The organism is Sphingomonas sp. (assembly GCF_035490575.1).
Classification (GTDB): domain Bacteria; phylum Pseudomonadota; class Alphaproteobacteria; order Sphingomonadales; family Sphingomonadaceae; genus Sphingomonas.
In genome coordinates, this window is record NZ_DATJLI010000176.1 from 1 (window position 1) to 23,484 (window position 23,484).

29 protein-coding genes and 1 pseudogene are annotated in these 23,484 nt (G+C 66.2%); 21 read left to right on the forward strand and 9 right to left on the reverse strand.

The window, feature by feature from the left end; all coding sequences use genetic code 11:
* From VL973_RS13350 to VL973_RS13360, 3 genes are all read left to right on the forward strand, one after another.
* A partial coding sequence (locus VL973_RS13350; protein ID WP_325284553.1) for an HRDC domain-containing protein occupies positions 1-134 on the forward strand: 134 nt, incomplete at its 5' end.
* A 99-nt stretch (positions 135-233) separates the two neighbouring features.
* Positions 234-668: a protein tyrosine phosphatase family protein gene (locus tag VL973_RS13355; protein WP_325284520.1), complete on the forward strand. Its 435-nt coding sequence runs from the start codon at positions 234-236 to the stop codon at positions 666-668.
* Positions 665-1,063 (forward strand): hypothetical protein, encoded by a 399-nt coding sequence (locus VL973_RS13360; protein ID WP_325284521.1) that lies wholly within the window; start codon positions 665-667, stop codon positions 1,061-1,063. The genes VL973_RS13355 and VL973_RS13360 overlap by 4 nt, the downstream gene beginning before the upstream one ends.
* A 4-nt stretch (positions 1,064-1,067) precedes the next feature.
* Here the strand turns inward: VL973_RS13360 and VL973_RS13365 are convergent, their stop codons facing one another.
* The gene (locus VL973_RS13365; RefSeq protein WP_325284522.1) at positions 1,068-1,421 is read right to left on the reverse strand and encodes a YbaN family protein; all 354 of its coding nucleotides are present in this window, start codon (positions 1,419-1,421) and stop codon (positions 1,068-1,070) included.
* Between the two features lie 120 nt (positions 1,422-1,541).
* On the opposite strand from VL973_RS13365, the gene VL973_RS13370 reads away from it, so the two are divergent.
* The 5 genes and pseudogenes from VL973_RS13370 to VL973_RS13390 all read left to right on the forward strand — a co-directional run bounded on the left by VL973_RS13370 (position 1,542) and on the right by VL973_RS13390 (position 6,362).
* The gene (locus tag VL973_RS13370; RefSeq protein ID WP_325284523.1) at positions 1,542-2,207 is read left to right on the forward strand and encodes a methyl-accepting chemotaxis protein; all 666 of its coding nucleotides are present in this window, start codon (positions 1,542-1,544) and stop codon (positions 2,205-2,207) included.
* An 88-nt stretch (positions 2,208-2,295) separates the two neighbouring features.
* Positions 2,296-4,389, forward strand: coding sequence for a transglycosylase domain-containing protein (locus tag VL973_RS13375; RefSeq protein WP_325284524.1), 2,094 nt, complete (start codon positions 2,296-2,298; stop codon positions 4,387-4,389).
* A 64-nt stretch (positions 4,390-4,453) separates the two neighbouring features.
* Positions 4,454-4,936: a 5-(carboxyamino)imidazole ribonucleotide mutase gene (purE, locus tag VL973_RS13380; protein ID WP_325284525.1), complete on the forward strand. Its 483-nt coding sequence runs from the start codon at positions 4,454-4,456 to the stop codon at positions 4,934-4,936.
* The gene (locus VL973_RS13385; RefSeq protein ID WP_325284526.1) at positions 4,933-6,051 is read left to right on the forward strand and encodes a 5-(carboxyamino)imidazole ribonucleotide synthase; all 1,119 of its coding nucleotides are present in this window, start codon (positions 4,933-4,935) and stop codon (positions 6,049-6,051) included. Before purE ends, VL973_RS13385 begins: the two co-directional genes overlap by 4 nt.
* A 12-nt stretch (positions 6,052-6,063) precedes the next feature.
* A pseudogene (locus tag VL973_RS13390) lies at positions 6,064-6,362 on the forward strand (GIY-YIG nuclease family protein).
* Positions 6,363-6,419: 57 nt separating this feature from the next.
* Here the strand turns inward: VL973_RS13390 and rnc are convergent.
* On the reverse strand, positions 6,420-7,085 hold the full coding sequence (rnc, locus tag VL973_RS13395) for a ribonuclease III (protein ID WP_325284527.1): 666 nt from the start codon (positions 7,083-7,085) through the stop codon (positions 6,420-6,422).
* Positions 7,086-7,087: 2 nt separating this feature from the next.
* A complete protein-coding gene (gene lepB / locus VL973_RS13400) occupies positions 7,088-7,894 on the reverse strand; it encodes a signal peptidase I (RefSeq protein WP_325284554.1) in 807 nt (268 codons plus the stop codon).
* Positions 7,895-8,001: 107 nt separating this feature from the next.
* Between lepB and gpmA the strand changes: the two genes are divergently transcribed.
* The gene (gene gpmA / locus VL973_RS13405; RefSeq protein ID WP_325284528.1) at positions 8,002-8,688 is read left to right on the forward strand and encodes a 2,3-diphosphoglycerate-dependent phosphoglycerate mutase; all 687 of its coding nucleotides are present in this window, start codon (positions 8,002-8,004) and stop codon (positions 8,686-8,688) included.
* A 103-nt stretch (positions 8,689-8,791) separates the two neighbouring features.
* Here gpmA and VL973_RS13410 read toward each other — a convergent pair whose 3' ends face one another.
* A complete protein-coding gene (locus VL973_RS13410; RefSeq protein WP_325284529.1) occupies positions 8,792-9,976 on the reverse strand; it encodes a phospholipase D-like domain-containing protein in 1,185 nt (394 codons plus the stop codon).
* A gap of 128 nt (positions 9,977-10,104) precedes the next feature.
* Between VL973_RS13410 and rpoZ the strand changes: the two genes are divergently transcribed.
* On the forward strand, positions 10,105-10,449 hold the full coding sequence (gene rpoZ / locus VL973_RS13415; RefSeq protein ID WP_325284530.1) for a DNA-directed RNA polymerase subunit omega: 345 nt from the start codon (positions 10,105-10,107) through the stop codon (positions 10,447-10,449).
* 63 nt (positions 10,450-10,512) lie between these two features.
* Here rpoZ and VL973_RS13420 read toward each other — a convergent pair whose 3' ends face one another.
* Complete coding sequence (locus VL973_RS13420; RefSeq protein ID WP_325284531.1) at positions 10,513-10,665, reverse strand: hypothetical protein; 153 nt, start codon at positions 10,663-10,665, stop codon at positions 10,513-10,515.
* 234 nt (positions 10,666-10,899) lie between these two features.
* Between VL973_RS13420 and hemA the strand changes: the two genes are divergently transcribed.
* Positions 10,900-12,144 carry a 5-aminolevulinate synthase gene (gene hemA, locus VL973_RS13425; RefSeq protein ID WP_325284532.1) on the forward strand — a complete coding sequence of 415 codons (1,245 nt, stop codon included), beginning with the start codon at positions 10,900-10,902 and terminating at the stop codon, positions 12,142-12,144.
* A gap of 10 nt (positions 12,145-12,154) precedes the next feature.
* Here the strand turns inward: hemA and VL973_RS13430 are convergent, their stop codons facing one another.
* Entirely contained in the window at positions 12,155-12,529 is a 375-nt protein-coding gene (locus VL973_RS13430) for a response regulator (protein WP_325284555.1), read from the reverse strand.
* Between the two features lie 7 nt (positions 12,530-12,536).
* Here VL973_RS13430 and VL973_RS13435 point away from each other — a divergent pair, with 7 nt between their 5' ends.
* The 4 genes from VL973_RS13435 (at position 12,537) to VL973_RS13450 (ending at position 14,987) form a co-directional block, all read left to right on the forward strand.
* On the forward strand, positions 12,537-12,845 hold the full coding sequence (locus tag VL973_RS13435; protein ID WP_325284533.1) for a DUF3572 family protein: 309 nt from the start codon (positions 12,537-12,539) through the stop codon (positions 12,843-12,845).
* Positions 12,842-13,483 carry an HAD family hydrolase gene (locus VL973_RS13440; RefSeq protein ID WP_325284534.1) on the forward strand — a complete coding sequence of 214 codons (642 nt, stop codon included), beginning with the start codon at positions 12,842-12,844 and terminating at the stop codon, positions 13,481-13,483. Before VL973_RS13435 ends, VL973_RS13440 begins: the two co-directional genes overlap by 4 nt.
* A complete protein-coding gene (locus tag VL973_RS13445; RefSeq protein WP_325284535.1) occupies positions 13,480-13,944 on the forward strand; it encodes a RidA family protein in 465 nt (154 codons plus the stop codon). Before VL973_RS13440 ends, VL973_RS13445 begins: the two co-directional genes overlap by 4 nt.
* Before the next feature lie 200 nt (positions 13,945-14,144).
* Positions 14,145-14,987: a TorF family putative porin gene (locus VL973_RS13450; protein WP_325284536.1), complete on the forward strand. Its 843-nt coding sequence runs from the start codon at positions 14,145-14,147 to the stop codon at positions 14,985-14,987.
* Positions 14,988-15,053: 66 nt separating this feature from the next.
* Here VL973_RS13450 and VL973_RS13455 read toward each other — a convergent pair whose 3' ends face one another.
* Positions 15,054-16,052, reverse strand: a complete 999-nt coding sequence (locus VL973_RS13455) for an LLM class flavin-dependent oxidoreductase (protein WP_325284537.1) — start codon at positions 16,050-16,052, stop codon at positions 15,054-15,056.
* Between the two features lie 116 nt (positions 16,053-16,168).
* Between VL973_RS13455 and VL973_RS13460 the strand changes: the two genes are divergently transcribed.
* Together VL973_RS13460 and dapD are read left to right on the forward strand one after the other, a co-directional pair.
* Positions 16,169-16,843 carry a pyrimidine 5'-nucleotidase gene (locus tag VL973_RS13460; RefSeq protein ID WP_325284538.1) on the forward strand — a complete coding sequence of 225 codons (675 nt, stop codon included), beginning with the start codon at positions 16,169-16,171 and terminating at the stop codon, positions 16,841-16,843.
* Positions 16,828-17,652 carry a 2,3,4,5-tetrahydropyridine-2,6-dicarboxylate N-succinyltransferase gene (gene dapD, locus VL973_RS13465; RefSeq protein ID WP_325284539.1) on the forward strand — a complete coding sequence of 275 codons (825 nt, stop codon included), beginning with the start codon at positions 16,828-16,830 and terminating at the stop codon, positions 17,650-17,652. Before VL973_RS13460 ends, dapD begins: the two co-directional genes overlap by 16 nt.
* Positions 17,653-17,682: 30 nt before the next feature.
* On the opposite strand, the gene VL973_RS13470 is transcribed toward dapD, so the two are convergent.
* Complete coding sequence (locus VL973_RS13470; RefSeq protein WP_325284540.1) at positions 17,683-19,461, reverse strand: ABC-F family ATP-binding cassette domain-containing protein; 1,779 nt, start codon at positions 19,459-19,461, stop codon at positions 17,683-17,685.
* Positions 19,462-19,560: 99 nt separating this feature from the next.
* On the opposite strand from VL973_RS13470, the gene VL973_RS13475 reads away from it, so the two are divergent.
* Genes VL973_RS13475 through VL973_RS13485 form a run of 3 tightly spaced genes read left to right on the forward strand, consistent with a single transcriptional unit; the run spans position 19,561 to position 21,967 of the window.
* Entirely contained in the window at positions 19,561-19,872 is a 312-nt protein-coding gene (locus VL973_RS13475) for a PepSY domain-containing protein (RefSeq protein ID WP_325284541.1), read from the forward strand.
* Between the two features lie 26 nt (positions 19,873-19,898).
* A complete protein-coding gene (locus tag VL973_RS13480; RefSeq protein WP_325284542.1) occupies positions 19,899-20,576 on the forward strand; it encodes a response regulator transcription factor in 678 nt (225 codons plus the stop codon).
* Positions 20,577-20,587: 11 nt separating this feature from the next.
* Positions 20,588-21,967, forward strand: coding sequence for a sensor histidine kinase (locus tag VL973_RS13485; protein ID WP_325284543.1), 1,380 nt, complete (start codon positions 20,588-20,590; stop codon positions 21,965-21,967).
* Between the two features lie 7 nt (positions 21,968-21,974).
* Here VL973_RS13485 and VL973_RS13490 read toward each other — a convergent pair whose 3' ends face one another.
* Positions 21,975-22,541 (reverse strand): HNH endonuclease, encoded by a 567-nt coding sequence (locus VL973_RS13490; protein WP_325284544.1) that lies wholly within the window; start codon positions 22,539-22,541, stop codon positions 21,975-21,977.
* A 98-nt stretch (positions 22,542-22,639) separates the two neighbouring features.
* Between VL973_RS13490 and gluQRS the strand changes: the two genes are divergently transcribed.
* A complete protein-coding gene (gene gluQRS / locus VL973_RS13495; protein WP_325284556.1) occupies positions 22,640-23,482 on the forward strand; it encodes a tRNA glutamyl-Q(34) synthetase GluQRS in 843 nt (280 codons plus the stop codon).
* Positions 23,483-23,484: the final 2 nt, after the last annotated feature.

Here is a 23,484-nt window from a genome sequence, read left to right on the forward strand (position 1 = left end):
ACTCCACCCTGCGCGACATGGCGATGGCGCGGCCCGCCACGCTTTCGGAAATGGGCCGGATCGCGGGCGTGGGACAGCGAAAGCTCGATGCTTACGGCGCCGATTTCCTTGAGGTGATCCGCACGTCCACCTAGATACCGCCCCGGAACGGGGAGGGGACCATGCGGGAGCATGGTGGAGGGGTTCACACCCCGCCGCCGGATCGGCCGCCGCCCGATGAGAAGGAGATTTCCATGGCCGATATTCGCCGCATCGACGACCGGATCAGCGTCGTGCCCCAGATCAGCCCCGACGAGCTGGTTGACATCGCAGGCCAGGGTTTCCGCGCCATTGTCAACAATCGCCCCGACGGTGAAGAACCAGGCCAGCCGACCGACGCCGAAATGCGCGACGCGGCGCAGGCGGCGGGACTGGCCTATGCCGCGATCCCCATCACCCATGCCGGGTTCAGCCATCCACAGATCGACGCGATGACGCAGTTGCTGGCCGATGCCGATGGGCCGGTGCTGGCCTATTGCCGGTCGGGCACGCGGTCGTGCAACCTGTGGGCATTGAGCGCGGCCAAGGCGGGCGGCGATCCCGCCGCGATCGTCGAAAAGGGCGCGGGCGCGGGTTACGACCTGTCGGGCATCCGCCCCATGCTCGACGCGTTATCGGGCCGCGCATGAGCTGGTCGCTGCTGGCGGGACTGACCGTCGGCATGATCGCCCTGGGGCTGGTCGCGCGCTGGTCGCGGCTGGCCGAACTCCGCTTGACCGATCCCGACAACGCGATGGCGATTGCCGAGGCGCGGCTGGTCGGTTTCCACGCCAGACAGGCATTGCCGGGCGGCAATGGCGAAGGCGCGCTGGTGGCGGGCAACGGCACGCTGGCCCTGCTCAAGCGGCGCGGTGCGCGGGTGGATGCGCTGCGACTGGTGCCACCCCTATCGCTGGTGCCCGCGGTCGAGGGGGTGGGGGTCGCCAGCGGCGACGCGCGCATGGGACAGGTCGCGCTGTTCGGCGTGACCGACGATCAGGTCCGCGCGCTTGAGACGCTGGCGCAGCGGCCGACCGTGCACTGATCGGTCACGCGTCGGGGCGGCTCCAGATCCAGGTGCCGCTGACGATCGCGATCCCCGCCGGGATCAGGCACCACGGCCATGGCGCCAATATCAGGCCCAGGATCGCGCTGCCGCTCAGACCGATGGTCGCGGCCCATTTCCCGCGCCTGGGGATCGCGCCATGTTCACGCCACGCGATGACCGGCGGGCCGAAACGGGGGTGATCGAGCAGCCACGCCTCGAACCGTGGGCTGCCCCGCGCAAAGCAGAATGCCGCCAGCAACAGAAACGGCACCGTCGGCATGATCGGCAGGAACGCGCCGATCAGTCCCAGTAATACCGACACGCCGCCGGCCAGATTCCACAAATGTCGCAGCACCCCCGCGTCGTGCCACCCATGGCGGCCATGCGCCAGCCCCCGCTTATCGCACGATCTTGGTTAAGCGGTTGTTTGCCTTTCATCCGTTATGGCGGTGTGTGTTCTGGTGGAGGCGTAACGATGCGGTTCGGTGGTTCGGCGGTATGGGATGCAATCCTGAAATCGCAGGCCGTGATCGAGTTTTCGCCCGATGGCCATGTGATCGACGCCAATGACAATTTCCTGCGTCTGATGGGCTATGGCCGCGATGACGTGGTCGCGCGCCATCACCGCATGTTCTGTTCGCCGGAGGATCTGGCATCCCCTTCTTATGCCGCGTTCTGGCGGCAACTGGCGGCGGGCCGATTCGATTCGGGCCGCTATCGCCGGATTGCCGCCGATGGCCGCGACGTATGGTTGCAGGCGACCTATAATCCCGTGATGGGCGAGGACGGATACCCGGTCGGCGTGCTCAAGATCGCGGCCGATGTGACGCGACAGATGCAACTGGAGCAGACCGTGTCGCGCCAGTTGGGTGAGGCCGAGACATTGCAGGCGGCGCTGGCCGAGCGTGAGGCGGAACGCGATTCGATGCTGGCCGAACTTACCGGCACCGTCGACGCCATCGCCCGCATCGCGCGGCAGACCAACCTGCTGGCGCTCAACGCCACGATCGAGGCGGCTCGCGCGGGGGAAGCGGGACGCGGGTTCGCCGTCGTCGCGGCAGAGGTCAAGCGGCTGGCCGGCGACACCGCCATCGCGACGCACCGCGCCGCCGAGATGCTGGGCCAGCGCCGCAGCGCCTGATGCCCCTTAAGGGCCGTTGCCGCGCCTGCCATTGCTTGCGATAAGCCGATTGCGTCCAGTGTGTTGGCGCGGTAAGACAGTCCCTTCCATGCGCTTCGACAGCAATGATGCCTGGCGCCCCGCGCCCGTGCCCCCGCAACCGGCCGACCCGTTCGCGCCGCCGCCCCCGCCGATGGGCAGCCCGCCCGAATTGCCGCGCGGCTGGCGGCCCAGTCCGATGCGCTGGGTCGCGCGCGGCATCGGCGCGCTGTTCGTGCTGCTGGTGCTGATCGTCATCTGGCTGGCGATCACCGCGCCGCTTTCCAAATCGCTCGAGCCGCCAGTGCCCCCGTCGATCACGTTGCTGTCGGCGGAGGGCGACCCGATCGCCCGGCACGGCGCGGTGATCGGGGAGGCGGTGGACGCGGCAAAGCTGCCCGCGCATGTCACCGGCGCGTTCCTGGCGATCGAGGACCGACGCTTTCGCAGTCATCTGGGCGTCGATCCGCGCGGTATTTTGCGCGCGTTCGTCAACAACGTCTTCACCTCGCGCAGTTCGCAGGGCGGCAGCACGATCACGCAGCAATTGGCGAAGAACGCGTTTCTCAGTTCCGACCGCACGCTGGCGCGCAAGGTCCGCGAAGTCATGATCGCTTTCTGGCTGGAGGCTTGGCTGACCAAGGACGAGATCCTGTCGCGCTATCTGTCGAACGTGTATTTCGGCGATAACGTCTATGGCCTCGACGCCGCTGCCCGGCATTATTTCAGCCGTGATGCCGACGAACTGACGATCGGTCAGGCAGCGATGCTGGCGGGTCTGGTCAAGGCGCCCAGCCGTCTGGCGCCGACCGGCAATCTGAAAGGCGCGCGGGCGCGGCAGGAACTGGTCGTCGCGGCGATGGCCGATGCGGGGTTCATCACCGATGCCGAAGCGCGCGACGTAGCGCCCGCCCGGCTGAAGGTGCGAACGACACGGCGCCTGCCGATTGGCACCTATTTCGCCGACTGGGTGCTGCCCCAGGCCCGCGATCAGGCGGGCGCGATCGGGGCGGACCAGACGGTCGCGACGACGCTGGAAATCCGGATGCAGCGTGCCGCCGAACGCGCGGTACGATCGGCGGGGCTGCACGAGGCACAGGTCGCGATCGTGTCGATGCGGCCCGATGGGCGGATCATCGCGATGGTGGGCGGCAAGAATTACGCCGCCAGCCCGTTCAACCGCGCGACCCAGGCGCGGCGGCAACCCGGATCGACGTTCAAGCTGTTCGTTTATTACGCGGCGCTCCGTGCGGGCATGACCCCTGACGATATGGTCGAGGATACGCCGCTGACCATCGCCGAATGGTCGCCACGCAACAATGATGGGCGCTATCTGGGCGAGATCAGCCTGGCGCGTGCCTTTGCCCGGTCCAGCAATGTCGCCGCCGCCCGCCTGACGCAGCAGGTCGGCCCGCGTGCGGTCATCAAGGCGGCGCGCGATCTGGGCATCTCGACGCCGATTCCCAGCGAAGCGACGATCGCGCTTGGCACCTCGTCGGTCTCCCTGCTGGAGCTGACCGCCGCCTATGCGGCGTTCGCATCAGGGGAAATGCCGGTGCGCCCGCGCGGGCTGGCTCAGGCGCCGGAGGGAAGCTGGCTCGACCGTCTGGGTCTGGACACGCGGCGCATCCCGGCGCGCCAGCTTGACGATATGCGGACGTTGCTGGCCGGGTCGATCCGACAGGGGACGGGGCGACAGGCGGCGCTGTCGGTGCCTGCGTTCGGCAAGACGGGCACGACGCAGGACAATCGCGACGCGCTGTTCATCGGCTTTGCCGATGGCATCGTCACCGGCGTGTGGGTGGGCAATGACGACAACACGCCCAATGCGGGCTTGTCGGGTGGTGGCGTGCCCGCACGGATCTGGCGCGATTACATGATGCGCGCGACCGGGGCCGGACCCGCGGTTCGCGCCGAACCGGCGGAACCCACGATCGAGGAAACGGGCGACGAGGTCGGCAACCTGATCGACGCGATCAGCAACGAGGTCGATGGCCTGCCCGGCGCGGTCGAGCGCGAGTTGGACGGCCTGGGCGTGCGCGTCGCGCCCGACGGCGCGCTGGAGTTCGACAGCCGCAGCCTCAACCCCGATCCACGCCGTCGCGAGCCGGAGCCTGAACCGTTCGAGGAAGAGGCAGGCGGTCCGGGGCCGGGCGGCTTCTGAACCGCGTTGCCCTTTCACGATCGGGCCGCTAGGGCAGCGGGCTTTCCCAACCTGGGGCAGGGACATGGCGCAACCGCTGGTCGGCATCATCATGGGCAGCACGTCCGACTGGGACACGATGGCGCGCGGCGCCGAACTGCTCGACGCGCTTGAGGTGCCGCATGAGACGCGCGTCGTCTCCGCGCATCGCACGCCTGACCGGCTGGTCGCCTATGCGCGGGAGGCCGAGGGGCGCGGGATCCGGGTGATCGTCGCGGGTGCGGGCGGGGCGGCGCATCTGCCGGGCATGGTCGCGGCGATGACGCATCTGCCCGTGCTGGGCGTGCCCGTGCGGTCCAAGGCGCTGAGCGGCCTCGACAGCCTGTTGTCGATCGTCCAGATGCCCGCGGGCGTGCCCGTCGGCACGTTGGCCATTGGCGAGGCGGGGGCGGCGAACGCGGCGCTGATGGCGGCATCGATCCTCGCGCTGAACGATGCAGCCCTTCGTGAACGCCTGATCGCATGGCGGCAGGCGCAGACCGACAAGGTGCCCGACAGCCCGCAATGACCGACATGCTGCCGCCCAATTCGACCATCGGCATTCTGGGTTCGGGGCAACTCGGCCGGATGATCGCCATTGCCGCCGCGCAGCTTGGCTATCGCTGCCACGTCTATGCGCCCGAAACCGGTCCGGCGAACGACGTCGCGCCCGCGTTCACGCAAGGGGCGTTCGATGACGATGCCGCGCTGGCGGCGTTCGCGGCGCAGGTCGATGTCGTTACTTACGAGTTCGAGAATGTCGAGGCCGCACCGATCGAGCGCCTGGGCGCGCTGGTGCCGGTGCGCCCGTCGCCCCGGTCGCTGTCGGTCGCGCAGGACCGGGTGGCCGAAAAGCGTTTCGTCGAGCAACTGGGCGGACGCCCCGCGCGCTGGGCCGAAGTGCCCGACCGGGCTGCGCTGGATGCTGCGATCGAACGGATCGGTTGCCCGGCGATCCTGAAAACGACCCGCTTCGGCTATGACGGCAAGGGGCAGGCCCGCCTGTCCGCCGCGCACGACGCCGATGCCGCATGGGACGCGATCGGCGGCGGCCCCGCGATCCTCGAAGGGTTCGTGTCGTTCGAGCATGAGTTTTCGATCGTGCTGGCGCGGGCCATCGACGGCACCATCATCAGCTATCCCCCGCCGCTGAACGTCCACAAGCATGGCATCCTCGACACCTCGACCATACCCGCCCCCGCCCCTGTGGCGGCGCAATGGACCGAAGCGGCGACGCTGGCGGGCCGCGTGGCCGAGGCGCTGGGCCATGTCGGCGTGCTGACGCTGGAGTTTTTCGCCAGCGCTGAGGGGCCGGTGTTCAACGAAATGGCGCCGCGCGTCCATAATTCCGGGCATTGGACGATCGAGGGAGCCGAAACGTCGCAGTTCGAAAACCACGCCCGCGCCATTCTTGGCCTGCCGCTGGGACCGACGGGTCTGACCGGCGCGCGGGTCACGATGACCAACCTGATCGGCGCGGACGCCGATAACTGGACCGCGCTGGCCGCGGAACCGGGCGCCCACCTGCATCTTTACGGCAAGCACGAGGCGCGCCCCGGCCGCAAGATGGGCCATGTGACGCGGGTGGAGCGTCAGGTGGTTGCCGCTCGTCACCCCGGGCTTGATCCGGGGTCCCGCTTTTAATTCTCTGTTGTGATGACAGATCGCGATCGCGGCGGGTGGGTCTATATGATGGCTGATCGCTATCGCGGCACAATTTAGTTGGTGTGACGGCAGACCTGGCGGCGCGTGTTGCTCAACATCGTGCCGGTGTCGGTTCTGGTTTTTGCAAGCGCTATAGACTTGATCGCCTCGTCTGGAGCGAAGCGTGTGCAACCATGCTAGACGGGATCGCACATGAGAAGCGGCTTAAACGATGGCGGCGGGAATGGAAGTTGGCTTTGATCGAGGCCGTGAATCCCGAATGGCGAGACCTCTCGACCTTCCTTGTCTAGGGTTTTAGCGGGACCCCGGCTCAAGGCCGGGGCGACGCGGGAAACGGACAATAGCCTCTACTTCCCCTCGACAATCTTCAACAACGCCGCCGCCGCCGCCGTTTCCGCTTCCTGTTTCGACGTGCCTTCGCCCTCGGCGCTGGCGAACTCGCCCAGCTTCACCGACACGCGGAAACGCGGGGCGTGGTGGGGACCGGATCGATCGAGGATCGCGTATTCGGGCGACTTGCGCCGGTTGGCCGCCGCCCATTCCTGAAGCCCCGATTTGGGATGGCGAGGGGCTGTGCCCTGCGCCTCGATCCGGCTACCCCATGCGTCGCGGATGAAGGCGGCGGTGCCGTCGAAACCGCGTTCGAGGAACAGCGCGCCGATCAATGCCTCCATCACATCGCCCAGCACATTGTCGCTGTCGGCGGCGCCGTCGTCGCGCGCCTGCTTGCCAAGGCGAAGTTGCGCGCGCACGCCGATCGAACGCGCGACATCGGCGCAGACCGGGCCGGTGACCAGCGCGTTCAGCCGGCGCGACAGCTTGCCCTCCGGCTCATCGGGGAACCGCGAATAGAGCCACTGCGCGATGGTCAGGCCCAGCACGCGGTCGCCCAGAAACTCCAGCCGTTCGTAATTGGCCGCCGCCTGGCTGCCATGCGTCAGCGCGCGCATGAACCGTTCGGGCGATTCGACGCCGCCAAAGGTCGCGTCGAGCCATGCCGCCAGATCGGTCATGGTCAGTAAAGCTCCCCGATCCGCTGCCAGCGCGTGGCGCCGGGCCAGGTCCAAGGCATCAGCCACGACGCATTGCCGTCGGTCGACCAGAAATTGACCACCGCCTTGCCCTCAAGATTCTCCATCGGCACGAAACCGATCGAATCGGGGAAGCGGCTGTCCTTTGAATCGTCGCGATTGTCGCCCATCAGGAAAACATGGCCGGCCGGCACGCGGTAGATGCCGGTGTCGTCGCCGACGCTGAACCCCTGGTCGATGATGCGATAGGAAACCCCGCCGGGCAGCGTTTCCTCGAACTGCGGATAGCGGCACTCCGGGCTGCCATCGGCCGCCTCGTCACGGAAATAGGAGTCGCACGGGCTGTTGGGGGTCAGCGGCAATACGAAATCGGCGACCCGCTGCTTGGGCACAGCCTTTCCATTGAGGAACAGCGTCCCGCCGCGCATCTGGATGGTGTCGCCGGGCAGGCCGATGACGCGCTTGATCCAGTCCTCCCGGTTTTCGGGCGGCGCCTTGAACACCACCACGTCGCCACGCGCGGGCGTCGAGGGGAGGATGCGGCCGGGGATCAGCGGCAGGCTCCACGGCAGCGAGTGGCGCGAATAGCCGTAATTCCATTTGGTGATGAACAGATAGTCGCCGATCAGCGTGCGCGGCAGCATCGATCCCGACGGAATGACGAAGGGGGAAATCAGGAAGCTGCGGATCAGGAATACGAACAGCGCCAGCTTGACCAGAAAGATCAGCGTTTCCTGCCATTCGGGGCGGGCGGGGCGGGGTGCGGATGCGCGGGGATTGCGGCGGGCCATGGCCGCCGACGTGCCGGGGTGTGTTGCCCGCGTCAAGCGCCCCGCTCGGTTGCCAGCGCCGCCGGGACCGTTATGGAAGCGCGAAGGCACCAAGCGTCGGAGGTTTCATGCCCACACTCGTCCTCGTCCGCCATGGCCAGTCGGCCTGGAATCTGGAAAACCGTTTCACCGGATGGTGGGATGTCGACCTGACCGAACAGGGGGTGAAGGAGGCATGGGCTGCTGGCGAATTGCTGTCCGAGAAGGGGTTCGAATTCGACCAGACCTTTACCAGTTTCCAGACGCGCGCGATCAAGACGCTCAATCTGACGCTGGAGGCGATGGGCCGGTTGTGGCTGCCGGTTGAAAAGGACTGGCGCCTGAACGAGCGGCATTATGGCGGCCTGACCGGGCTGGACAAGGCCGAGACGGCGGCGAAGCATGGCGACGAACAGGTCAAGATCTGGCGCCGCAGCTTCGACATTCCGCCGCCGCTGCCGGATGCCGATTCGACCTATGACCTGTCGAAGGACGTGCGGTATCGCGGCGTGGACATCCCGCAGACCGAAAGCCTGAAGGATACGATCGCGCGCGTGCTGCCCTATTGGGAAGAGCGCATCGCGCCCGAATTGAAGGCGGGCAAGCGCGTGCTGATTTCGGCGCATGGCAATTCGCTGCGCGCGCTGGTCAAGCATCTGTCGGGCATTTCGGACGCCGAGATCGCCGGGCTGGAAATCCCGACCGGGCAGCCGATGGTCTATGAACTCGACGACGCGTTGGCGGCGACCGACCGCTATTATCTGAGCGAACGCTAATCGTTTTTTTCTGCTTTGAAGCGGCACCGGCCCGCGCCCCACTCGGCCTCCCATCCAGGATATGCTGTGGGAGGCCGAGTGGGGCGCGGCCCGGTGCCGCCAGCTAATTCCGCCGCTCGCCCCAGGCGAGCAGACGGCGGCTGATCTGGGGATCGAGCACGGCCATCACCGCATAGGCGGCGGCCTGCTTGATCCGCGTCCAGGGCGTCATCGCCGCGCGATGGTCGGCGGCGGCGATGCGGCGCGACTGCGCGATCTCGCCGTCGACATAGGCGCGGACATGCGCGGCAAAATCAGGATCTTCGACGCGCAGCATCAGCTCCAGGTTCAGGAACAGGCTGCGAATGTCGAAATTGGCCGATCCGACATGCACCACGCCGCCGATCACGACCAATTTGGTGTGCAGCTTGGTCGGTTGATATTCCCATATCCGCACGCCCCGGCGCAGCAGCCCGGCATAGGTGAAGCGTGATGCCCAGATCGCCATGTAATTGTCGGTCACGGCCGGCAGCACCAGGTTCACCACGCCGCGCCGCCCCGCGCGACGCAACCGGCGCAGCATGGCGGGGCCGGGCGCGAAATAGGCGGCGATCAGGTCGATGCGCGTGCGGTCCCGCGCGGCGGCCTTCATCTCGTGCCGGATGGTGCGCGCCCATGGCGACAGCCGCCGTGTCGGCCCGCCCAGCAGCCAGCGGACGGCGCCTTCGGTCTCGCTGTGGCTGCGAAGCATCCGCGCCAGCGCGCGAACGGGCGCGTGCTGGCGCCGGGTCCAGCGTTCCAGCGCGTCGAAATAGCCGGCCAGCCGCGCCGCTGCCGGTCCATCGACCAGCACGCCCAGGTCGCGCCACGCCGCGCCGTCATCGCCGGGCTGGCCGAAATAATCGTCCTTGATGTTGAACCCGCCGATGATGACGCGTGCTTCATCGGCCAGCGCCAGCTTCTGGTGATTTCGCAACAGATATTTGCGGCCCAATCGCGGGATGAAGCGACAGACCTGCACGCCCGCAGCCTCGATCGGTTCGAAGAATTGCGCGCGCGCCGCCACCTCGCTGCCCAGGCCGTCGACGATCAGCGACACCTGGACGCCGCGCGCCGCCGCGCGGATCAGCGCATCGCCGACCGCGCGGCCCGCATCGTCGTCTTCATAGATATAATAGAGCACGCGCAGCGACTGTTCGGCTCCGTCGATCAGCGCCAGCAGCGCCGCCATCCGGCGCGGTCCGGTGTCGAGCAGTTGCAGGCCATTGCCGGCGACGACGAAAACAGGCTGTTCGGGCGGCTGTGCCATGGCGCGCTTCATGCGGGCCATGCGACCGTCGCGCAATGGCATGGCGGAAAATCTTGACCTTTTGCGCGCGACCGGCTAACCGGCATCCTTTCCCGAACCTACCGATTTTTTAAGCGAAGGAAGCGTTCATGGCGCGCGTCACCGTCGAGGATTGCGTCGACAAGATCCCCAACCGGTTCGATCTGGTGCTGCTCGCGGCCCAGCGCGCGCGACAGATTTCGGGCGGTGCCGAACTCACGCTCGATCGTGATCGGGACAAGAATCCCGTCGTCGCGCTGCGTGAGATCGCCGAGGAAACGGTGCGTCCCGACAATCTGCACGAATCGGTGGTTTCCAGCCTGCAGCGGGTCCAGGTCGATGACGAGGAAGCGCCCGATGAACTGGGTTCGCTGTCGGCATCGGCAGAGGCGCTGCGCCTGACGGCCGCCGCGCCGCCGCGCAACCAGAATGTCGGCGGCGATTACGACGGTTGATTGCCCGACCGATGACGAAAGGGGTCGTGACGATCGTGTCACGGCCCCTTTTTCATTTGTGGATCAGGCGATCCGCGGTGCCGGTATTGCCAGCGCGTGATAGCGTTTCGCCAGTTCCAGATGGACGCGGCGCGCGGTCACGTCGTCGCAACGCGCGGCCACGGCGCGTTCCTGCGCTTCGCGGTTGCGGAAATATTCGCTTTCAGTCTTGAGCATCGTAAAGCTCCTCGGGGTAAGCGGGAGCACCAAAGGTCTCTCAGTCGCCGTTCGCTGGTTTCGAAAAGAATCGGGGATAGCGGCGATGAGAAATCTCTATCACAATTATCGCCAGGCGGGGTTGATCGAAAGCAAACCGGCCTTCGACCTGCCCTGACGTAACGTCGACCGGTCGTCAGTCTGCGAGCCGTTCGCGCTGGAAAAGCGGCGAATTAGCGGTTAGATGCCGCTGGCATGATCGAGGCGCGCACCATGCCCCCTGCGGTGGATTACAGCCGTGTGTTTTCACAGGCGATCGACCGCCTTCATGCCGAGGGGCGTTATCGCGTCTTCATCGACATCCTGCGAAACAAGGGCGCGTTCCCGAACGCGCGCTGCTTTGCCGGGCATAATGGCCCTAAGCCGATCACCGTGTGGTGCTCGAACGACTATCTGGCGATGGGACAGCATCCCAAGGTGATCGCCGCGATGGAGGAAGCGCTGCACGATGTCGGCGCCGGATCGGGCGGCACGCGCAACATCGGCGGCAACACCCATTATCATATCGATCTGGAAGGCGAGTTGGCCGACCTGCACGGCAAGGAAGCAGCGCTGCTGTTCACGTCGGGCTATGTCTCGAACGAGGCGACGCTGTCGACTCTGGCGCGCGTGCTGCCGGGTTGCATCATCTATTCCGACGAGTTGAATCACGCGTCGATGATCGCGGGCATCCGCAATTCGGGCTGTGAAAAGCGGGTGTTCCGCCACAACGACCTGGCGCATCTGGAGGAATTGCTGGCCGCCGACGATCCATCGGCGCCCAAGCTGATCGCGTTCGAAAGCGTCTATTCGATGGATGGCGACGTGGCGCCCATCCATGCGATCTGCGATCTGGCCGATAAATATAATGCGCTCACCTATCTCGACGAAGTCCATGCGGTCGGCATGTATGGCGCGCGCGGCGGCGGCATTTCGGAACGTGACGCGGCCGCGCACCGGCTGACGATCATCGAAGGGACGTTGGGCAAGGCATTCGGTGTGATGGGCGGGTATATCGCCGCCGACCGCACGATCATCGACGTCATTCGCAGCTATGCGCCGGGCTTCATCTTCACCACCAGCCTGTCGCCGGTGCTGGTCGCGGGCGTGCTGGCCAGCGTCCGCCACCTGAAATCGTCAAGCGCCGAGCGCGACGGGCAGCAGGCCGCGGCCCTGCGGCTGAAGACGATGTTCGCCGATGCCGGGCTGCCGGTGATGGCGTCGACCACGCATATCGTCCCGCTGATGGTCGGCGATCCTGTCAAGGCCAAGCGGATCAGCGACATCCTGCTGGCCGAATACGGCGTCTATGTTCAGCCCATCAATTATCCGACCGTGCCGCGCGGCACCGAACGGCTGCGCTTCACCCCCGGCCCCGCGCATGACGAAGCGATGATGCGCGAACTGACCCAGGCGCTGGTCGAGATATGGGGCCGACTGGAGATGCGAAAGGCCGCGTAACCGCGCGGGTTCAGCCGTCGGCCGGGAGCAGTGCCCGAACTTCCTCGATGAAGCGCAGCACCGAAATCGGCTTGGAGACATAGGCGTTGGCGCCCGCGGCGCGGATGCGCGCTTCGTCATCATGCCCGGCATAGGCGGTGACGGCCATGATCGGCACCGATTTCAATCGCGTATCGGCGCGGAACCGCTGGATCAGCTCCAGCCCGGTGACGTGCGGCAGCTGAATGTCGGTGATGATGAGCGCCGGTGCGATGTCGCGCGCGCGCGCCACGGCATCACGGCCGTCGCGCACCGGCTCCGGCGCGAAGCCATGCGCGCGCAGCAGGTCGCAGAACAGCTTGAGGTTCAGCTCGTTGTCCTCGACAACAAGGACCCGGCTTGCCAAGGCGGCGGTGTCGTCCATTGCGTCAAAGCCCTATTCGATGCCGATCCGTGAGACAAATGCCGATCGCGATCCCGCTGCGCTGGCGCTGAACGCGCTGGTCTGGTTGTTGGGCGACGGTGCGCGCGCCGACCGGCTGCTGGCGATGACGGGTCTCGACGTGCCGTCGCTGCGCGCCCGCGCGGGCGATCCCGCAACGCTGGTGGCGGTGCTCGGCTTTCTGGAGGCCTATGAGCCGGACCTGATCGATTGTGCGGCGGCGCTGGGCGTGGCGCCGGCCGCGCTTGTCCATGCCCGTCAAGCGCTGGAGAACGCATGAAGCCGCTGCTGATCTGTGATTGCGACGAAGTGCTGCTGCACATGGTGCGGCATTTCCGCACCTGGCTGGACGAAGTGCACGCGATCGAATTCGCCTATAGCCATGATTTTGCCAGCGCGATGACCCGCGCCGACGGAACCCGCCCGTCACAGGACGAGATGTGGGGTTATCTTGGCGGGTTCTTCCCCGCCGAGATGCATCGCCAGACATTGGTGCCCCATGCGCGTGAAGCGCTGGCGACGCTGGCGGAGGCTGCGGATATCGTCATCCTGACCAACCTTCAGGACCATTGCCGCACGCATCGCATCGACCAGCTGGCCGAACATGGCATCGACCACCGCGTCGAATGCAATCAGGGCGGCAAGGGGGAGCCGGTCGCGCGACTTGTGGCTGAACATGGCAACCCCGTCACGGTGTTCGTCGATGATCTGGCGGTGCATCACGAATCGGTCGCGCGCGCCGCACCGTGTGTTCACCGGTTGCAGATGATCGCGGAGCCGGAAATGGCGGCAGTGGTCCCGGCAGCGGCGCATGCCCATGCGCGAATCGACGACTGGCAGGATGCAGCGGACTGGATCGCGGCGCGATTCGCTTCGGGCTTGCCCGCCGACGCCGGGCACGGCACATCGGCGTCATGACCCAGAGCATCGATGATCGCCTGGCCGAACTCGGCCTGACCCTTCCCGAAGCCGCCGCGCCTGTCGCGGCCTATGTCCCCACGGTGATCCATGGCGGGCTGCTGCATATTTCGGGGCAATTGCCGTTCCAGGATGGCGCGCTGATGACCGGCCGGGTCGGCGCCGATCGTGATATTCCCTTTGCCCAGGAAGCGGCCAAGCGGTGCGCGATGATGCTGCTGGCGCAGGCACGGCGCGCGCTGGAGGGCGACCTGTCGCGGATCGAACGCATTGTGAAACTGGGCGTGTTCGTCAATTCGGACCCCGGCTTCACCGATCAGGCAAAGGTCGCAAATGGCGCATCCGAGCTGATGATCGACGTGCTGGGCGAACCCGGCCGCCATGCGCGCAGCGCCGTCGGCGTCGCCGTGCTGCCGCTGGGCGCGGTCGTGGAGATCGACGCGATCATCGCGGTGCGCTGAACCGTAACGCACGAAACCTTTGTGTCGGGGCGGCAACACCTGCCGCCCTTTTGCTGCGGCTCTCGCAATGAATCTTGTGCGACGCGGCATGATGCGACACAAAGGTTGCGTCGGCGAACGACCGCGCATGCTTTCAGCATAAAAGACGCGGCATCCCGACAGCAGGAGAGAACCATCGCCTTCTAATCGAAAGGGACACGATGCGTTTCTCTACACTCGGGCTTTCGGCCCTTCTCCTCGCATGTGCAACGCCTGCCATGGCGCAGGAAGAGACGGCACCGCCCGAGCCGGTCACCGTCTCCGGCAGCGTTACTCTCGCCTCCGACTATCGCTTTCGCGGCGTGTCGCAGACCGACAAGGAAATGGCCATTCAGGGCGGCCTGACCGTCGCCCATGAAAGCGGTTTTTATGTCGGGACCTGGGCGTCCAACCTGGCCGGTTGGGGCACGTTCGGCGGCGCCAACATGGAACTCGACCTGATTGGAGGGTTCAAGGCGCCGATCGGTGGCGGGGGCACCGTCGATGTGGGCGTTACCTGGTATATGTATCCGGGCGGCGCGGACACCACCGACTTTGCCGAGCCCTATATCAAGCTGTCGGGCACAACCGGTCCCGTGACGCTGACGGCTGGCGCCTTCTATGCGCCCCGGCAGGAAGCGCTGGGCCGCGTGTTCTTCACCGGGGCCGATGCGGCGGCGGGCGTGCCCAATGACCCGGGCGACAGCGAAGACAATCTGTATCTGTCGGGCGATGCGGTGGCGGCGGTTCCCAACACGCCGATCTCGCTGCGCGCGCATATCGGTTATTCGGACGGCAATTCGGGCCTGGGACCGAACGGCACCAGCGTCGCGCCGACCGGCACCTATTGGGATTGGACGCTGGGTGCGGACTTTACCTACAAGAACCTGATTCTCGGCGTGTCCTATATCGACACCGACATCAGCGAGGCGGACGGCGCCTATCTGCTGCCCAATTTCTCGAAGGGCGGGTTCGATTCGATTGCCGATGGCACGATCGTGGTTTCGCTGACCGGCGCTTTTTGAGCGTAGCGTCGAGCTAGACCGGCACGGGCCGCGTTCCGATGAGCGCGGCCTGTTCGCCACCAGCTGTCACGCCGCCACGCGAGCGTCCAGCAATTCAGCGCCGATCGCGAGACTCTTTGCCCTTGCCTGCGGATCATAGGTTGCGCCGGTCAGGATGACCTCGTCGACGTCGGTGCGCTCGAGGAAGGCGTCGAGCTGGCGCTTCACGCTCGTGGGCGCACCGATCGCTGAGCAGGACAGCACATGGTCGAGGATCGCATTGCCCTGCGCGCCCAGACCCGCGCGGTAATCCGCGACGGGCGGCGGCAGGCGGCCGGGATTGCCGGTGCGAAGCGCGACGAAGCTCTGCTCCATCGAACTGGCGATGTAGCGCGCTTCCTCATCGGTGTCGGCGGCAAAGATGTTGAATCCGGCCGCCACATAGGGGCGCTCCAGCCGTTCCGACGGGCGGAACAGGCGGCGATAGGTCTCGATCGCCTGATCCAGCGCATCGGGCGCGAAGTGCGATGCAAAGGCATAGGGCAGGCCCAGCGCGGCGGCGAGTTGCGCGCCATACAGGCTGGAGCCGAGCACCCACATCTCGATGTTCGCCCCGGCACCCGGCGTCGCTTCGATGCCGGTGCGGCCGTCATTGGCGAAATAGCTTTGCAGCTCGACGATATCCTGCGGGAACTGGTCGGGACCGTTCGCCTCCAGCGTGCGGCGCATGGCGCGCATCACGCGCTGGTCCGATCCTGGCGCGCGCCCCAGCCCCAGGTCGATTCGCCCCGGATACAGCGCGTCGAGCGTCCCGAACTGTTCGGCGATCGCCAGCGGCGCGTGGTTGGGCAGCATGATGCCGCCTGCCCCGATGCGGATGCTTTTGGTCGCCGCGCCGACATGGCCCAGCACGACCGACGTGGCCCCACCGGCAATGCCGGGCATCCCGTGATGTTCGGCAATCCAGTAACGGGTGAATCCATGCGCCTCTGCATGGGTCGCCAACTGCGCCGCTTCGGCAAGCGCGGTGGACACATCGGACCCCTGCCGGACGGGGACGAGATCGAGGATCGAATATCGGGTCATGGGCAAAAGATGGGGGCGGCGAGACGGGCGTGCCAGTCAAGCTTGGCTTGGGGCGCCTAAACCCCCGCTCACGGTGGTTGCTCCTGCCATCCGCCGCCCCTAAAGCCGCGATCGTCATGGACCCCCGGCTCGCGCATATCGACACCTGGATCTTCGACCTCGACAACACGCTGTATCCGGCGGGCGCGACCCTGTTCGCGCAGATCGAGGCGCGGATGACCGATTATGTGTGCGCGCTGGAGGGGTGCGACCGCGACACCGCCTTTGCCATTCAGAAGCGCCATTTCCGCGACCATGGCACCACCCTGTCGGGCCTGATGGCGGTGCGCGACATCGACCCGCATGATTTCCTGACCTTCGTCCACGATGTCGACATGAGCGCGCTTGCCGCCAACGACCGGCTGGTGGAGGCGATTGCGCGGCTGCCGGGGCGCAAGCTGGTCTTCACCAATGGCGATGGTCCCTATGCCGACCGGGTGCTCGAGCGGCTGGGCCTGTCCGAGAGTTTCGAAGGGGTGCACGACATCCGTGCCACCGGTTATCGGCCGAAACCCGATCCGCACGCTTATGCCGGGCTGTGCGACGCCTATGCCATCGACCCGAACGCCGCGCTGTTTGTCGAGGATATGGCCCGCAACCTGCCGCCGGCCAAGGCGATCGGCATGACGACGGTCTGGGTCGATAACGGTTCGGAACAGGTCGGGGTCGACCCCGCGCATATCGATTTCACCACGCCCGATCTGACGGCGTGGCTCACCGCCATCTGGGAGGAAACATGCACGACCAACTAAAGTCGGTGATCGACGCCGCGTGGGACGACCGCGCCAGCCTGTCGACCGGCACCACCGGTGAAGTGCGCGAGGCGGTGGATGCGGCGCTGGCGATGCTCGACGGCGGCACCGCGCGCGTGGCCGAACCGGGCGAGGGCGGCGAATGGATCGTCAACCAGTGGCTGAAAAAAGCCGTGCTGCTGTCGTTCCGCCTGAACGACAATGAGGTGATGCCGGGACCGGGCGGCGCCAACTGGTTCGACAAGGTGCCGTCGAAATTCACCGGATGGGATGCCGGCGCGTTCCGCAGCGCCGGGTTCCGGGCGGTGCCGGGCAGCGTCGTGCGGCGCGGCAGCTTCATCGGCAAGGGCGCGGTGCTGATGCCCAGCTTCGTCAATATCGGCGCTTATGTCGGTGAAGGCGCGATGGTCGACACCTGGGCCACGGTTGGCAGCTGCGCGCAGATCGGCCGCGACGTGCACCTGTCGGGCGGCGCCGGCATCGGCGGCGTGCTGGAGCCGCTGCAGGCCAATCCGGTCGTCATCGAGGACGGCGCGTTCATCGGCGCGCGCGCCGAAGTGGCGGAGGGGGTGATTGTGCGTCGCGGCGCGGTACTGTCGATGGGCGTGTATCTGGGCGCGTCGACCAAGATCGTTGACCGCGCGACGGGTGAGATCATGATGGGTGAAGTGCCGCCCTATGCGGTGGTCGTGCCGGGGACGCTTGGCGGCGGGGAGGGCAAGCCCGCGCTGTATTGCGCCGTGATCGTCAAGCGCGTCGACGAGCAGACACGCGCCAAGACCAGCATCAACGAGCTGCTGCGCGCCTGATCCAATGGGCGGCGGGCTGGCGCGGTGGCGTCAGCCCAGCCCCTCGACCTGTTCGGCCAGTTCCAGCCAGCGCAGTTCGGCGGCGTCCTTTTCCTCGCGCAGGCGGGCAATGTCGGTCCCCAGCTTGTCAAATCGCGCCGGGTTTTTCGCATACAGGTCCGGGTCTGCCATCGCCGCTTCCAGCGCGGCGACTTCACTGTCGATCGCCTCGATCCGGGCGGGCAACAGGTCGTAATCGCGCTGATCCTTGTAGGTCAGCTTGACGCTTTTGGGCTTGGGAGGGTCGACCGGCTTGGCGGCGGCGGCCTTTTTGGCGGCGGTCTGGCGCACCTTGCGCTTGGCTTCCCAATCGGCATAGCCGCCCGCCACCGCATCGATCGTGCCGGTGCCGTCCAGCCCCAGCGTGACCGTCACCGTCCGGTCGAGGAAATCGCGGTCGTGACTGACGATCAGCACCGTGCCCTCGTAATCGCCGATCACTTCCTGCAACAGGTCGAGCGTTTCGAGGTCGAGATCGTTGGTCGGTTCGTCCAGCACCATCAGGTTCGACGGCCGCGCAAACTCGCGCGCCAGAAGCAGGCGCGACCGCTCGCCGCCCGACAGCGTGCCGACCTTGGCGTCGATCAGTTCGGGCGCGAACAGGAACTCTTTCAGATAGCCATGGACGTGCTTGCGTGCGCCCAGCACGTCGATCCACTCGCCGCCATCGGCCAGCACGTCGCGCACCGTCTTTTCCGGCGCCATCTTGCTGCGCTGCTGGTCGATGATGACGGGGTCAAGCGTCTTGGCCAGCTTCACCTCGCCCGTATCGGGTGCGATCTGGCCGGTCAGCAGCTTGATGAGCGTCGATTTCCCCGCGCCGTTGGGACCGACGATGCCGATCCGGTCGCGGCGTGTCACCCGCAGCGAAAAGTCGCGCAGGATGGTGCGGTCGCCATAATGTTTCGACACGCCCTTGGCGTCGATGACGACGCGCGTTTTTGAATCGTCGGCGCTGGTGACGAGGTTGGCGGCGCCCTGCATCCCCTGCATCGATGCGCGTTCAGCGCGCATTTCGATCAGCTTGGTCAGGCGCCCCTGATTACGCTTGCGCCGCCCAGTGACGCCGCGTTGCAGCCAGTGCTCCTCAAGCTTCAGCCGCGCGTCCAGTTTCTCGGCGGCGCGCTGTTCCTGGGCCGCGACCTGTTCGGTCCACGCCTCGAATCCGCCAAAGCCAACCTCGGCGCGGCGGATGCCGCCCCGGTCCAGCCACAAGGTCTGTTTGGTCAGCCGGGTCAGGAACGTGCGGTCGTGGCTGATGACGACGAATGCGCCGCGAAAGCGTTGCAGCCAGTCTTCCAGCCATTCGATGGCGGTGATGTCGAGGTGGTTGGTCGGCTCGTCCAGCAACAGCACATCGGGGTCCTGTGCCAGCGCGCGGGCGATGGCGGCGCGGCGCCGTTCGCCCCCGCTGGCGGTCGCGGCTTCGCGCGACAGGTCGATGCCGAGCTGGTCGGCAATCGCTTCCGCCTCGTGCCGGGGCGGGGCGTCGTCGCCGCGCAGGACGAAATCGAGCAGCGTGGCGCAGCCCGTCACTTGCGGGTCCTGTTCCAGCATCACGACATGCGTGCCCGGCACGATGACGCGCCGCCCCTCATCCGGGTCCATGCTGCCGGCGATCAGCTTCATCAGCGTGGTCTTGCCAGCGCCGTTGCGCCCGATCAGCGCCACCCGGTCGCGGGCGCCGATATACAGGTTGAGGTTGCGGAACAGCCAGCCCGATCCCTGGATCAGGCCAAGCTCTTCATAGGCAAGGACAGGTGCGGCCATTGGGGGCCGTTACCGTGGCAAGGCTGCAACGCGCAAGTTGCCGTTGGGCGACGATGCCATTCAGAGGCTGTTCAACGCGACAGCCCTATGCAATGCGACATGAAGATGACCGGGTTGGGCGTTCTGGCGACATTGGCGTGCGCGATGGCGGGGGAACCCGGCGTCGCCGCCGACGCGCAAAAACGCGGTGACCACCGCGCCGCTCGCGCCGCCCGCGTCGAGGGCCGCATCCTGCCTTTGAGAGAGATCGAACGCCGCGTCGTGCCCCGGATGCGCGGCGCGCGCTATCTGGGCTTCGACTTCGATTCGGGAACCACGGTTTACACGTTGAAGTTCCTGCGCGATGGAAATGTCATCTGGGTCGATGTCGACGGCCGGTCGGGCCAGGTGCTGGGCCAGTCGGGCAATTGAACGTCACCAAGTTTTAGGGGAGCGCCATGCGCGTCTTGATCGTCGAGGACGAACCGAATCTTCGCCAGCAATTGTCGAACACGCTGACCGGCGCGGGCTATGCCGTCGATACCGCGTCCGATGGGGAAGAAGGGCATTTTCTCGGCTCGACCGAGCAATATGACGCGATCATCCTCGATCTGGGCCTGCCCGAGATCGACGGGCTGACCGTGCTCGACCGCTGGCGGCGCGACGGGCGGACGACGCCCGTGCTGGTGCTGACCGCGCGCGACAGCTGGTCGGACAAGGTGGCCGGGCTGGACGCGGGCGCCGATGATTATGTCGCCAAGCCGTTCCAGACCGAGGAACTGATCGCCCGGCTGCGCGCGCTGATCCGCCGTGCCAGCGGCAATGCGTCGGCCGAACTGACCGCCGGCGACATCCGTCTCGACACGCGCTCGGGCAAAGTCACCAAGGGCGGCGATCCGGTCAAGCTGACGGCGCAGGAATACAAGCTGTTGTCCTATCTGCTGCACCACAAGGGCAAGGTCGTCAGCCGCACCGAATTGATCGAACATATTTATGACCAGGATTTCGACCGCGATTCGAACACGATCGAGGTGTTCGTGACGCGCATCCGCAAGAAACTGGGCGCCGATGTCATCACCACCATCCGCGGCCTTGGCTACAGCCTCGACGATCCGGCCGGCACACCGGCGGCCTGATCCGCGCGCCCATGAGCACCGATCCCGCGTCCATCGACCGTCCGCGCCCCTATGTGCGGGTGACGGGATCGCTCAGCCGGCGGATGATTGTCATTGCGTCGGCGTGGATTCTGCTGTTGCTGGCGGGCGGCGGCTTTGCGCTCGACCGGGTGCTGACGGGCGCGATCACGCGTAATTTCGACGATCAGCTCGATTATCTCATCACGTCGATGATGATTTCGGCCGAGATCGACGGGTCGGGCGAAGTGATGTTCAATCGCGAACTGGCCGATCAGCGATTCTTCGAACCTTATTCGGGGTTGTATTGGCAGGTTTCGGGTGCCGGATATCAGGCGTCGCGTTCCCGTTCGCTGTGGGACCGGCGGCTGCGCGTCCGCGATCATGCGCCCAACGGCGCGGTCCACACCTATAATTCCAACGAGTTTCCCGACGAGAAGCTGCGAATCGCCGAACGCGACGTGAAACTGCCGCGATCGAACATATGGTGGCGGTTCCAGATCGCGCAGAGCCGCGAGATGCTGGACGCGCAGATCGCCGCGCTGCGCCAGACATTGATCCGCAGCTTCCTGTTGCTGGGGCTGGGGCTGATCGTGATGGCCGCACTGCAAACATGGTATGGCTTGTTGCCGCTCAAGAAACTGCGCCGGGAACTGGCGCGGATGCGCGTCGGCAACGCGCCGCGGATCGAGGGACCGATGCCGGCGGAGGTCGCGCCCATGGTCGAGGAACTGAACGCGCTGATCCAGCATAACGAGCGCCAGGCAGAGGAAGCGCGGCTCCATGCGGGCAATCTTGCCCATGCGCTTAAGACGCCGCTGACGGTCATCATGAACGCAGCGACCGCAGGTGGCGACGACCTGCCCGATACCGTGGTGCGCGAGGCACGGACGATGCGGCGACAGGTCGACCACCATCTGGCGCGCGCGCGCGCGGTCGGGCGGCGTGGATCGGCGCATAGCCGGGCAGAGGTCTGGCCGTCGATCGAAGCGGTCGAGCGCGCGGTGGCACGGCTTTACCGGCACGTCCGCATCGACATTGACGGACGCAAGGACCTGGTCGCGCATATCGAGCGGCAGGACCTGGACGACCTGCTCGGCAATCTGGTGGAAAACGCCGCGAAATATGGCGGTGGCAGCGTGTTCATCACGGTCGGCGCGACAGCCGGCTTTGTCGAGATCATGGTCGAGGATGACGGCACCGGCATTCCCGATGCCGATCGTGTCCGCATTTTCGATCGCGGCGTGCGGCTGGACAGCGGCAAGCCGGGCACCGGCCTTGGCCTGGCGATCGTGCGCGACGTCGCCGAAATCTATGAAGGCACCGTCAGCCTTGAGGAAAGCGAGGATCTGGGCGGTCTGCTGGTGCGGTTGCGGCTGCCGATGGCGACCTGATCCACGGTCAGGCCTCCAGTTCCGAGTCCCAATACAGCCAGTCGTGCCAGGTTTCGTGCAGGTAATTGGGCGGAAAGCGCCGGCCATTTTCCTGCAAATGCCAGCTGGTCGGGCGGATCGGACTTTGCCCCAGCGGCATATGCGCTTCTTTCGGGGTGCGGCCGCCCTTTTTCAGGTTGCACGGCGCACAGGCGGTGACGACATTTTCCCATGTGGTCCGCCCGCCATAGGCACGCGGCACGACATGGTCGAACGTCAGGTCGGACGGGGTCCCGCAATATTGACAGGTGAACTTGTCGCGCAGGAAAAGGTTGAAACGGGTGAAGGCGGGGAATTGGGAGGGTCTGACATATTGCTTGAGCGCGATGACCGAAGGCAGCTTCAGTCTCGCGCTGGGACTTCGGATCTCCCGCTCATAATGCGAGATGATGTTGACCCGGTCGAGGAACACCGCCTTGATCGCGGTTTGCCACGGCCACACGCTCAACGGATAATAGCTGAGCGGCGTGAAATCGGCATTCAGGACCAGTGCCGGGCAACTATCCGGATGGCGGATCAGATCGGGATGGTACATGGAAGCTCCCAGGACACCAACGCGCATGTCCCTGTCGCCGAACAGGATGACAACGGCATGACAGCATGGGATAACTCTTGCGGTCAAGGGGTCCGGTGATCCGCGTGGTCGTTACCCGCTTTGCACCCAGCCCGACGGGGCGGCTGCACGCGGGCCATGCGTTTTCGGCGATCATGGCGCATGATCGCGCGCGTGCGGACGGCGGACGCTTTTTATTGCGGATCGAGGATATCGACGGCACGCGCAGCCGCGCCGAACATGTCGACGGCGTTCTGGCCGATCTGCGCTGGCTGGGTCTCGACTGGGACGGTGAGGTCGTGTTTCAGTCGCAGCGGCTGCCACATTATGCCGAGGCGCTGGCGCGACTGGCGGCGATGGGACTGGTCTATCGCTGTATCTGCACGCGTGCCGATATCGCTGCGGCGGCCAGCGCACCGCATGGGGTGGGGGGCGGGCTTTATCCCGGAACGTGCCGCCACCGCGCGGTCGACCCGGCGCTGCCGCATTGCTGGCGGCTCGACATGTCGGCCGCCGTCGCGCAGGCGGGCGGGCTGACCTGGACCGACGAACTGGCGGGCGATGTCGCCGCCGACCCGCTGGCGCAGGGAGACGTGGTGCTTGCGCGCAAGGACGCGCCGTCCAGCTATCACCTGTCGGTCACGCTCGATGACGCAGCGCAGGGGGTGAGCCACGTCGTGCGCGGCATCGACCTGTTCGCCGCGACGCATATCCACCGGCTGTTGCAGGCGCTGCTCGACCTGCCAAGCCCCGTTTATCGCCATCACCCGCTGTTGCTGGGACCGGATGGAGAACGGCTGGCCAAGCGCACCGGCGCGCCCGCGCTGGCCGATCTGCGCGAAGCCGGTGTCGATGGGCGTGCCTTTGCCATGGACTTAAGGGCAGGGCGGCTGCCGCTTGGTTTCGCGGTCGGGAGCGACTAGGT